The organism is Streptomyces sp. NPDC004658 (assembly GCF_040609555.1).
Lineage (GTDB): Bacteria > Actinomycetota > Actinomycetes > Streptomycetales > Streptomycetaceae > Streptomyces.
In genome coordinates, this window is the sequence record NZ_JBEXKG010000210.1 from 1 (window position 1) to 10515 (window position 10515).

Consider the following 10515-nt stretch of genomic DNA (forward strand, 5'->3'; position numbering starts at 1 on the left):
CGGCGACGGACGCCTTCGTCGCCGGGCTCACCCGCAGCGCGTGGGTGGCGGCCGTGGTCGCCGTCACCGGCGCGGTGGCCGCATGGCGGGGATTGCCGCGCCGGTCCACCGCTCTCGCGCCGCCCCGCCCGGAAGCGAGCACCGCGTCGAGCGTTTCTCCGTAGACCACTCCTGTTTCTCCGTAGACCACTCTGGTCATTGTTCTCCGACACGCGCGCCGCTCACCGGCGGGCCCGCCGCGCGTGCGCTTTGCTGGAATTCCGCCGACCGAACACCTTTTCCAGCCCAGGGGGAATTCTTGGCCGACCACCTGATCGTGGACACGCTGATCCGGCTCATCGTCCGCCATTTCGAAATGGACCCGGCGCAGTTGAGCGCCGACAGCAATCTGCAACACCTCGGTCTCGACTCGATCGCCCTGGCGGAACTGCTCGTCGTGATCGAGGAGGAGACCGGCATCGAGGTCCCGCTCACCGACGAGTCGATGCCGACGGGTCCCGGCGTCACCATCGCCGCGGTGGCCGACTACGTGGCCCGGTTCACCGACGAGTCCACGCGCGCCGTCCTGCACACCCTGGCCGCCGCCCCGGCGGACGCCGACGCATGAGCGGAGCGCAGACCGTCGTCACGGGCATCGGTCTGGCCACCCCCGGCGGTGTCGGCGCCGACGCGACCTGGCGACGGCTGTGCGCGGGGGAGCCCACGGCGTCCACCGACCCCGAACTGGCCGGCCTGCCGGTCGACTTCAGCTGCCGGGTCCCGGACGGGGAACTCGCCGGCGCACTGGGACGCGGGCTGCGCTGGCGCACCGACCGCTTCATCCACCTGGCCGTCATCGCCGCCCGGGAAGCGATCCGCGACGCCGGTCTGGTGCCGGGGGAGTGGGACGGCGAACGGGTCGGCGTGGTCATCGGCGTGGGCGGCAGCGGCCGGGACACCGACCTGCACGTCGCCCGGTGCCTGGTCTCGGGCACCCACCGGAAGATCTCACCGACCACGGTCCCGCGGGCCCTGCCCAACATGGCGGCCGGCGAGATCGCCGCCGACCTCGGCGCCAAGGGACCCGGCCTCGGCGTCAGCACCGCCTGCGCCTCCGGCGCGACCGCCATCGGCATCGGCCGGCAGCTCCTGAACGGCGGCATGTGCGACATCGCCGTGGTCGGCGGGGCGGAGAGCGCCTGCGGGCCGCTGTCGAGCATGGGCTTCTGGCGGCTGGGCGCGCTGTCCACCCGCCGCCGTGACCCGGTCGGCGCCTCGCGCCCCTTCGACACGGAACGGGACGGCTTCGTCCTGGCGGAGGGCGCCGGCGTCCTGGTGCTGGAGCGCGGGGACCACGCCCGTGCCCGCGGGGTCCCGGGAAAAGCGGTCCTGTCCGGTTTCGGCGCCACCAGCGACGCCCACCACCCCACCAGTCCGCATCCCGAGGGCGAGGGCGCCGAACGCGCCGTGCGGCAGGCACTGGCGGACGCCGGCCTGGCACCCGGCGACATCCACCACGTCAACGCGCACGCCACCTCCACGCCGTTGAACGACCGGATGGAATCCGCCGTGCTGCACCGGGTCTTCCGCCGGCCGCCGCCCGTCACGGCGACCAAGAGCGTCCTCGGGCACTCCCTCGGGGCCGCGGGTGCCGTCGAGGCCGCCGTGTGCGTCCTGACGCTGCACCACCAGACCGTTCATCCGACCGCCAACCTCGACACGCCGGAACCCGGCATCGACCTCGACATCGTCACCAAAGCCGCCCGCAGGTGCAGGATGGACGCCGTCCTCAGCACCTCGTTCGGATTCGGCGGCCAGAACGCGGCCCTCGTCCTCCAGACCGTCTGACCGCCGACCGCCGCAACACCCGCCCGCGGCGGGCGGTTTGGACCCGTTCGCCGGGACGGTGCCGCCGGTGCGGGCGGACGTGCCGTCCCGGCTGCTGCTCGCCCCGGCCGAACTGCCGGTGGGGGTCGTATCAGGCACCGGCGGATCGTCGCCCTCGACCACACCGACCTGGTGGAGAGCCCCCGCGACCCGTCGGCGATCGCGCGGCTGCGCGCCTACCCGCGGAAGGCCGCGGGGGAGGGGTGACCGTCAGGCGGTGGTGCACCGGCCTGCACGACGGCGGTACGGACCGCGGCAGGGCGCATCCGCGGTCCGTACCGGGGTGAACCGACGGGGCTGTGTGGGGATCAGCCGGCGCGGTTCACCTTCGCCAGGGCCTTGGCGAGGCCGTTGGCCCACAGCTGGTTGACCCGGGAGCGCTCGGTGGCGTTCGGGTACCGGTTGGTGCAGGACGGGCCGGGGCCGCCGCCCGACATCAGTTCGCTGCACGGGCCGCTGTAGTGGTCGGGCAGGCCCAGCACGTGGCCGGTCTCGTGGGCGGTGACGCGGACGGAGTCGTACTGCTGGTTCTGCGCGTAGTCCAGGAAGATGTAGCCGCGGCCGTGGCCGTTGGTGGAGGCGTAGGAACCGCGGGGGTCGTTGCCCTCGTAGTAGGCGAAGTCGCCGCTGCCTGAGGTCGCCTGGAGCTTCACGTTCGACACGGAGCTGTTCCAGATGGAGGCGGCACTCGATATCTGGGAGCGGAAACTCGGGGCCTGCGCGGCGTTGTAGTAGACGGTCACCACCTTCAGCGAGGGCTGGCCGGCCCGCCGTTCGGCGACCGACTTCAGCACCGCGTCGAAGAACGCCTTGCTGCCGGCTCCGTCGGCCGCGCCCACGTATCCGGCGGCGGTGCGGGCCGGTGCCTGGGTGCTGCTCCGGGCGCTCGCGGGGCTCGCGGCACCCAGCACGGCGGAGGCCAGACCGAGTCCGAGCGCCAGGGTCAGCAGTGTTCTGGTGTGCCGCGACCCGGTGCTGCTGCGGAACGATGCCATGGGGGGCTCCTTCTCGTCCTGTGGGGTGGAACGATCGGTTGCCAGTGAGTCTCGGGCAGGCCAACGGGTCGGCGGATGATGGCAATCGGGGATAGCCCGGGGCTATCGCGGGCCGACTCGTCCCCGTTCGTTGGGTTCGTTGGGTTCGTTGGGACGTGAACATCTGGTGCGGTGCCGTGCGCCGCCCTACGCTCCCCCCATGGAGCTGGAGGTGAGGCACCTGCGCGTCCTGTGCGCCATCGCCGACACCGGCAGTCTGCACAAAGCGGCACGGCAACTCGGCCTGGCGCAGCCCTCGTTGAGCACCCAGCTGCGGCGCATCGAGCGCGCCCTCGGTGCTCAGCTCTTCGTACGGACCCGGACCGGCTGCCGTCCCACCCCGCTGGGACTGGCCGTGCTGAGCCGGGCCCGGCCCCTGGTCGCGGAGTTGGCGGCGATCGTCACCGAGACCAGGGCCGCGGCGGCCCGGGCCGCCGGCGGGTTCCAGCTGCGCATCGGCGCCACCGCGAGCCGGGCCATCCCGGGCTGGCTGCGCCTGCTCAGGGCACGGGGGGCCGGGCCCGGACCGACGCTCCAGATGAACGTGTCCGCCAACGCCCTGCTGGCCATGGTCGCCGCCGGCCGGCTCGACATGGCGTTCGTGCACGAGGTCGAGGGCAGCCCGCTGCGCGTCCCGCCCGGCTTGTGCCTGCGGGTGCTCGTCGAGCGCGAACCGCAGTTCGTCACGCTCGCCGCGGACCATCCGGCCGCCGCGCAGCCGGAGGTGAGCCTCGCCGATCTGGCCGGCGACCGCTGGATGGTCGACTCCACCGTCGACGGCGAGTGGGACGGCCTGAGCCGGGTCCTGCGTGCCGCGGGCCTGAACCCCGAGATGCTGCACGGCGACTACCTCACCGCGTACTCACTGGCCGCCACCGGCGAGGTCGTCACGGTCAGCCAGCCGACCGCCCCTCCCCGTCCCGACCTCGCGATCCGCCCGCTGAAGGGCGACCCGATAGGGGTACGCCTGCTGCTGGCGGCCCGCAGCGAGGCTGAACTGGACGAGGCCTACCCGGAGTTGGAGGAGGCCTACTGGGCCGTGGCCCGGGAGGCGCCGGCCTACCGGGAGTGGCTGAGGCGTGCGGAACCGGGCGGTGCCCGGAAAGGCCGTGCCCTGCCTGCCCGGTGGGCCACCGCCGCGAGGACCGCCGACGCGCTGACGTGAACAGGCTCGTCCAAACCGCCGGCGGGACCGGCGGGGGCTGTGCGACCAACAGCTGCTACTAAACATCCCCGTCGAGATCCAGCAGGCGGCCGTCGTCGACGGCGCTGGCCCCTGGCAGATCTTCTGGCGCGTCATCCTCCCGCTCACCCGGCCCGCGCTCGCCGCGCTCAGCGCCCTGTCCTTCACCTGGATCTTCAACGACCTGCTGTGGGCGATCACCGTCCTGCGCAGCGACAGCCGCATGCCGATCACCGCGGCGCTCATCGGCCTCCAGGGCCAGTACGTGTCCATGTGGAACGTGATCGCCGCCGGATCCGTCATCGCCGCCGCACCCACCGTGGCCGTCTTCCCGCGCTTCCAGCGCCACTTCGTGGCCGGCCTCAACCTCGGAGCGGTCAAGTGACCCCGCACCAGCGCTGGACGCTGCGCACGTCCCGCACGGACTGCGCCCCTTCACCGGCGCGGACCTCATCGCCGCCCGGCCCGGCTCCGAGCGCGGCGTGTGGTGGGGCTTCGAGGACGCCCACGAGGAACCCGGCACGCTCCGGCTCACCTTCGCCGCCCACGTCCTCGGCCTGCGCACCACCCTGTGCCACGCCACCGTTCCGGGCACGGATCCTCCGCCAACTTGAAATCACAGGTCAAAGGGCTGGCGTGACCGGCTCTCGGAGTGCTCACGCTGGCCGTGGGTGACTGTCTGCGCAGTAGATCATCTGTCAGCGATTGGCTTCGAGGTCTGTCAGGAAGAGCATGGAGTCTCGGAGGCGGTCGACGGGCGAAGTGCCCATGGCGCCGACAGGTTCCGGCCGAAGACAGCCGAGCGGCGTCGATCAACCCAGCGATGCGGTTGCCGCACGCAGCTCTTCCAGGGCTGCCAGTGCATGCGGCGCGAGCCCTTCTGTGTCATCACGATCGCTTTCGGACCACTGGGCGTAGCCTCGCTTGAACGCGAGGACGCCCAGCTCGCCCGCGAGTTGCGCAGTCACTTCGGGGACGCCGCGGGCGATGAGCGCGGCTGTCATGGCTGCCGCGAGACCGACGCTCTTGAGGGCATCGCGCTCTTGTAGTTCGGTGCTGGCTGCCACGGCTGCTTTGAGGCGGGGGCCGAGTTCGCGGTTCGCTGGTCCCATGGCGCTCGATGCGCGCTCGAGACCGGCTGCTACCGCCTGGAGCGGGCCGGCACTCGCAGGGGCCTCGGTGATGCCGTCGGCGAGCAGCCTGCTGAGCGTTTCCTGGCCGGCGACCAGCAGCTCGCGCTTGTCGGAGAAGTGCCGGAAGAAGGTGCTCTTGGTGACGCCGGCGCGCTCGGCGATCTGCGTCACCGTGGTGGCGTCGTACCCCTGCTCGGTGAACAGGTCGACGGCCGCGACGACGAGTCGCTGGGCCGCTCCCGGTTGCCATCTAGCCATGAGACCAGGATAGGTGATGGGACACCTGTCCCATCACCGTGTAGGGTCAGTGATGGGACAAGAGTCCCATCACTTTCAGGGAGAGCTCATGCATGTCTTCGTCACGGGCGGTACCGGCACCATCGGCTCCGCCGTCGTCGCCGAACTACTCGGCAACGGCCACACCGTTCTCGCACTGGCTCGCTCGGACGGCTCCGCGCAGGCTCTCGAGACAGCCGGTGCCAAGGCGCTGCGAGGGGAACTGGCGGACCTCGACCTCCTGCGGTCCGGCGCAGCGCAGTGCGACGGCGTGATCAGTCTGGCATTCGGGCGCGACTACGGCAGTCCGGACGCTCTCGCGCAGGCCATCGCCGAGGAGAGCGCCGCTCTCACCGTGCTGGGGCAGGAACTGATCGGAAGCGACCGCCCGATCGTCACGGTCTCCGGCACGCCCTGGGTGCCGGGACGTGCCTCTGTCGAGGCCGATCCGCTGCCGACCGACGGACCGGTGGGCGGTCGGGGCCGTTCGGTCAACGCGCTGCTGGACCTCGCCTCGCGCGGTGTGCGCAGCACGGCCGTCCGCATGCCGCGCACGGTCCACAACGAGGGCAAGGGCGGATTCGCCGGCCTGTTGACCGATCAAGCGCGCCGCACCGGGGTGGCCGGCTACCCGGGGGACGGCACCCAGCGCTGGCCGGCCGTGCACGCGCTCGACGCAGCGGTCCTGTTCCGTCTGGCCCTCGAGTCCGCACCGGCCGGGACGGCCTGGCACGCCGTCGCCGACGAGGGCGACGCGGTGCTGGACATCGCGACGGTCATCGGCCGACGACTGGACCTGCCGGTTGAGGAAGTTCCGCAGGAGAACTTCGGCCCGTTCGGCCCGATCTTCGCCATGGACCAGCCGGCGTCCAGCGCCCACACCCGCGAGGCCCTCGGGTGGCAGCCGACCCACCCCAGCCTCCTTGAGGACCTGGAGAACGTTCAGCCCTGACGCACACCGGTTCCAGGGGGCCGTCCGGGGTCGGCTCAATGGGGCACTGGCAAAGGGACGGTATGCCCGGTGCCGGGAGACCCGAATTCGTCGTGGGTGACTGTCTGCTGTGTAGATCTCTCAGCGGTTGACTTCGAGGTTCGTCAGGACGAGCAGGGCGCGCAGGAGGTGGGTGGCGCGGGCGGGGTCGGTGCGGAGTTTGGTGAGGATCCGCCAGTTCTTGAGGTGGGCGAAGCCGTGTTCGACGGGGGCGCGTCCGATGGTGAGGACGCGGTTGGCGGCCTTCTGGCCGGGGGTGAGCTTGTGGGTGCGGGTGGCGGCGAAGCCGGTGACGATCACGGGGTCGCGGATGTCGTTGTCCAGGCCGCGGAAGCCGAGGTCGGCCAACGCCCCGAGGCCGGCGGCACGCAGGTGGGCCAGGATGTGGTCATGGCGGGCGGCGGTGTTGTCGTGTGTGGAGCCGGGCCGGGCTGCGGATATCCAGATCAGGCGGCCTCTCTCGTCGGTCAGGGCGAGGAAGTGCAGGCCATGACTGCGGTGCTTGCCGGAGTAGTTCCGCCGGTCGGCTCTCCCAGTGCGGCGCTGGGTGCGGATGAGGGTGCCGTCGATCAGGACCACCTCCCCGCCCCGTTTGGCGATTTTCTTCAGGGCACGGTCCAGGCGGGGCGCCTGCGCGGCGAGCAGCTCGATCACCTCGTCGCGCCAGCGACGGACGGTGGACTCGGACACGTTGTTGCCGCCGGCCAGGTCGGCCAGGCGCTGGTCGTGACGCAGTACGGCCAGGACGATCACTGCGATCCTTCCGGGCGGTAGGGCCCGCCACCTGGACCGTATCGCCTTCAAGTGGCGTCGCAGCAGATCGGCGAGGTGGTTGACGGTGCTCGTAGACAGCGGCAGACGGCACTGGTAGACAAGCGGGCAGGTGTCCTCGGCGCGCTCATGGGTTCTCGTCACACAGTCCCAACGACCGCTGGAGGCACCCCGGTTACGCCCTCACCGCACCGCCAAGTGGTGGCGTGCCTGGTTACAGGCGGGTGGTGAACCGGCCGTCGGGCGTTTTCCGTAGCCAGCCGCGGTCGGTCAGCCTGACCAGTTTCCCTCGCAGCGGTTCCAGCTTGGACCGCACGCTGATGTCCACCCCCAGCGTCTCGCCGACCTGCCGGGCCATAACCGGTCCGGCCGCCTGCCGCACGATGGCGAGAATGCGCTGGTACTCCGGCGGGAGCACGGTCTCCTCGACGTCCGGCGCGTGGTGCGGAATCAGCATCACCGCGCGACCACCCACCTGCCCAGGCACCGGCGCGGCCGAGGCACGTTCGTCGGCAAGCGGTTCACTCACCCGTTCAAGGACCCGTTCGGCGACAGCGAGTTCGTCCCGCTCAGCCCGCACCTCCGCCAACTCCTTGGCCAGCCGTTCTTCGAGTTCGTCCAGCTCCGCACGCCGCGCGGTGATCCGTTCCAGCAACTCGGGATCCATACACCGGATCGTAGAAGGCACCCCGGCCCAGAGAGCAGGAATCGGCAAGTCGCCCCCTGACGGACGATCTACTCCTCTGGCAGTCGCCCACGACCAGCGTGAGCGCCCCGAGAATCGGTCACACCAGCCCTTTGACCTGCGGCCTCAAGTTGGCGGAGGCTCACTGACGTCCTGCACCGCTGGACCGAACTGACCCGCACGGGCGAGGAGGAACTCCGGCTGGAGCGGCTGGACTCCGCCGCCGTGAACATCCCGGTCACCGGCGCCGCCCGGCTGACGTACCTGACCGGCCAGTGGTCCCAGGAGTTCCAGTACACCCGGCTCGACCTGGCCCGGGGCACGTTCACCATGGGCAGCACCCAGGGCGTGCCCGGTCACGCGTACGCTCCCTGGCTCGCCGCCCAGGACGCCACGGCACCTCGCGACGCCCCCGCCCCCGCCTACGGCATCGCCCTGGAATGGCCCTGTGCGGCCGGCTCGCCGTCGAGTACGGCCCCGAGGTGCGCGTCAACGCCGTTCTGCCGGGACCGGTGCTGACCGCGGCCTGGGACCGGGTGCCGCCCGAGGAACGCGAGCTGAGCGTCGCCGCGACCGCGGCCCGCCGCTTCGGCACCCCGCAGGAGGTCGCCGCGGCCATCGCCTTCCTCTGCGCCGACGAGGCCTCCTTCATCACCGGTGCGCACCTCGTCGTCGACGGGGGCCGGAGCGTCACCAAGGCGTCCGCGTGACGAGCGCCCGCACCGGTCCATACTCGTCCGACACGCGCGCATCCGAACCCGTCCGGCAGCGCGCACCCGAAGAGAAAGGCTGTACGACATGACGCCCTACGCCCGCCGCGGCGTGCACGGCCAGACGGTGGAGGCGCTGGCCCGCCGCATCCTGGGCGGCGAGATCCCCGAGGGAGCCACGCTCGACCTGGTGGCGTTGCAGAGCGAACTGGACGTCAGCCTCACCGCCCTGCGCGAGTCCCTGAAGGTCCTGGCCGCCAAGGGCATGGTCGACGCCCGCCAGAAACGGGGCACCTTCGTCCGGGCCCGCGCCGACTGGAACCTCCTCGACGCCGACGTCCTGCGCTGGCAGTTCGAGGGCGGCGCCGCCGACGGGGCCGACCGGGCGCTGCTGCGCAACCTCGCCGAGGTGCGGTCCATCATCGAGCCGGCCGCCGTCCGCCTCGCTGCCGAACGCCGCACCGACGACGACCTCGCGGCCCTGGACGCCGCCCTCGCGGCCATGGGAGAGCACGACACCGACCCCGCCCACGCCGTCGAGGCCGACCTCGCCTTCCACCGCGCCCTGCTCGCCGCCACCCACAACGAGCTGCTGGAACGCATGAAGATGGTGATCGAGTCCGGCCTCGCCCACCGCGACCGCCTGGTGCACAGCTCCCCGCACAGCGAGGACCCGGTCCCCGCCCACCGCGCCGTCCTGGACGCCGTACGCGACCGGGACCCGCGGGCCGCCGAGGCCGCCATGCACGCCCTCCTCGAGCAGGCCGGACGCGACCTGGACCGGATCGACGGCCCCGACGACACGAAAGGCACCGGCGGCAAGTGAGGATCGCCCGCATAGAGACGTTCCTGGTACCGCCACGCTGGCTGTTCTGCCGGATCGAGACCGACGACGGCGTGGTCGGCTGGGGCGAACCCGTCGTGGAAGGACGCGCCGAAGTGGTCCGCGCCGCCGTCGGCGTCCTCGCCGAACAGCTTCTCGGACAGGACCCGCTGCGCATCCGGGACCACTGGCAGGTCCTAGGGCAGCTTCTACCGGGGCGGCCCCGTGCTCTCCAGCGCGGTCGCCGGCCTCGACCAGGCCGTGTGGGACATCGCCGGCAAGACCTACGGCGCCCCCGTGCACGCCCTCCTCGGCGGGCCCGTGCGTGAACGCGTCCGGGTCTACGCCTGGGTCGGCGGCGACGAACCCGCCGAACTGGCCGACCAGATAGCGGCCCAGGTGGAGGCCGGCTTCACGGCGGTGAAGAGAACGCCGCCGGGGCCACCTCGCCGATCACCACCCCGGCCGAGACGGCAGCCGTCGTCGCCCGGGTCGCGGCGGCCCGCGAGGCGCTCGGCCCCGACCGGGACGTCGCCGTCGACTTCCACGGCCGCTTCACCGCCGCCAGCGCCCACCGCGCCCTCACCGGCCTCGCCGAGGAGGGCCTCGACCTCATCGAGGTGTCGCTCAGCGGCACCGACGCCCTCACCGTCCTCGCGCGGGCCCGGGAACTCCTCGGCCCCGGCCGCCCGTTGGGCGCCGGCACCGTCCTGACCGCCGACGACGCACGTGCCGCCCGCCGCGCGGGAGCGGCGTTCCTGGTCACACCCGGCCTGGGGGACGCCGTAGCCGCGGCACACGACCTCGGTCTGCCGGTGCTCGCCGGGGTCTTCACCCCCACCGATGTGATCGCCGCCCGGACCATGGGCACGGCGGCGCTGAAGATCTTCCCGATCGCCCAGGCCGGGGGAGCGGCCTATCTGAAGGTCCTGCGCGGCCCGTTCCCCGACGCCGCGTTCGTCCCGGTCGGCGGAGTCGACGAGGCCGCCGCCCGCGCCTGCCTCGCCGCCGGCGCGACGGCCGTCGGCGTCGGTTCCCTGCTC

General features: G+C 72.1%; 12 protein-coding genes and 5 pseudogenes. 11 read left to right on the plus strand and 6 right to left on the minus strand.

Annotated features, from left to right (window positions below; all coding sequences use genetic code 11):
• Positions 1-199: hypothetical protein (locus ABZV94_RS37105; RefSeq protein ID WP_356348660.1), on the minus strand; the 199-nt coding region annotated here is incomplete at its 3' end.
• 99 nt (positions 200-298) lie between these two features.
• Between ABZV94_RS37105 and ABZV94_RS37110 the strand changes: the two genes are divergently transcribed.
• The 3 genes and pseudogenes from ABZV94_RS37110 to ABZV94_RS37120 all read left to right on the plus strand — a co-directional run.
• Entirely contained in the window at positions 299-607 is a 309-nt protein-coding gene (locus ABZV94_RS37110; RefSeq protein WP_356348661.1) for an acyl carrier protein, read from the plus strand.
• Positions 604-1827: a beta-ketoacyl-[acyl-carrier-protein] synthase family protein gene (locus ABZV94_RS37115; protein WP_356348663.1), complete on the plus strand. Its 1224-nt coding sequence runs from the start codon at positions 604-606 to the stop codon at positions 1825-1827. The genes ABZV94_RS37110 and ABZV94_RS37115 overlap by 4 nt, the downstream gene beginning before the upstream one ends.
• A gap of 129 nt (positions 1828-1956) precedes the next feature.
• A pseudogene (locus tag ABZV94_RS37120) lies at positions 1957-2073 on the plus strand (iron transporter); the annotation flags it as partial.
• 101 nt (positions 2074-2174) lie between these two features.
• Here ABZV94_RS37120 and snpA read toward each other — a convergent pair.
• Entirely contained in the window at positions 2175-2861 is a 687-nt protein-coding gene (gene snpA / locus ABZV94_RS37125; protein ID WP_356348665.1) for a snapalysin, read from the minus strand.
• Positions 2862-3060: 199 nt separating this feature from the next.
• On the opposite strand from snpA, the gene ABZV94_RS37130 reads away from it, so the two are divergent.
• The gene (locus tag ABZV94_RS37130; RefSeq protein WP_356348667.1) at positions 3061-4065 is read left to right on the plus strand and encodes a LysR family transcriptional regulator; all 1005 of its coding nucleotides are present in this window, start codon (positions 3061-3063) and stop codon (positions 4063-4065) included.
• Between the two features lie 64 nt (positions 4066-4129).
• Positions 4130-4468 (plus strand): annotated as a pseudogene (locus ABZV94_RS37135) (carbohydrate ABC transporter permease); the annotation flags it as partial.
• Here the strand turns inward: ABZV94_RS37135 and ABZV94_RS37140 are convergent.
• Complete coding sequence (locus ABZV94_RS37140; RefSeq protein ID WP_356348669.1) at positions 4461-4661, minus strand: hypothetical protein; 201 nt, start codon at positions 4659-4661, stop codon at positions 4461-4463. The pseudogene ABZV94_RS37135 and the gene ABZV94_RS37140 overlap by 8 nt on opposite strands.
• Before the next feature lie 234 nt (positions 4662-4895).
• Positions 4896-5474, minus strand: coding sequence for a helix-turn-helix domain-containing protein (locus ABZV94_RS37145; RefSeq protein WP_356348672.1), 579 nt, complete (start codon positions 5472-5474; stop codon positions 4896-4898).
• 88 nt (positions 5475-5562) lie between these two features.
• Between ABZV94_RS37145 and ABZV94_RS37150 the strand changes: the two genes are divergently transcribed.
• Complete coding sequence (locus tag ABZV94_RS37150) at positions 5563-6444, plus strand: SDR family oxidoreductase (RefSeq protein ID WP_356348674.1); 882 nt, start codon at positions 5563-5565, stop codon at positions 6442-6444.
• A 120-nt stretch (positions 6445-6564) separates the two neighbouring features.
• Here the strand turns inward: ABZV94_RS37150 and ABZV94_RS37155 are convergent, their stop codons facing one another.
• Complete coding sequence (locus ABZV94_RS37155) at positions 6565-7398, minus strand: transposase family protein (RefSeq protein ID WP_356348676.1); 834 nt, start codon at positions 7396-7398, stop codon at positions 6565-6567.
• A gap of 70 nt (positions 7399-7468) precedes the next feature.
• Positions 7469-7921 carry a hypothetical protein gene (locus ABZV94_RS37160; RefSeq protein WP_356348678.1) on the minus strand — a complete coding sequence of 151 codons (453 nt, stop codon included), beginning with the start codon at positions 7919-7921 and terminating at the stop codon, positions 7469-7471.
• Between the two features lie 162 nt (positions 7922-8083).
• Here ABZV94_RS37160 and ABZV94_RS37165 point away from each other — a divergent pair.
• The 5 genes and pseudogenes from ABZV94_RS37165 to ABZV94_RS37185 form a co-directional block, all read left to right on the plus strand.
• Positions 8084-8386: pseudogene (locus ABZV94_RS37165) on the plus strand (glycoside hydrolase family 36 N-terminal domain-containing protein); the annotation flags it as partial.
• A pseudogene (locus ABZV94_RS37170) lies at positions 8380-8649 on the plus strand (SDR family oxidoreductase); the annotation flags it as partial. The pseudogenes ABZV94_RS37165 and ABZV94_RS37170, both read left to right, overlap by 7 nt.
• An 88-nt stretch (positions 8650-8737) precedes the next feature.
• Entirely contained in the window at positions 8738-9475 is a 738-nt protein-coding gene (locus ABZV94_RS37175; RefSeq protein ID WP_356348681.1) for a FadR/GntR family transcriptional regulator, read from the plus strand.
• Positions 9472-9660, plus strand: a pseudogene (locus ABZV94_RS37180) (D-galactonate dehydratase); the annotation flags it as partial. The gene ABZV94_RS37175 and the pseudogene ABZV94_RS37180, both read left to right, overlap by 4 nt.
• A 264-nt stretch (positions 9661-9924) precedes the next feature.
• On the plus strand, positions 9925-10515 hold a 591-nt coding region (locus ABZV94_RS37185; RefSeq protein WP_356348683.1), incomplete at its 3' end, for an enolase C-terminal domain-like protein.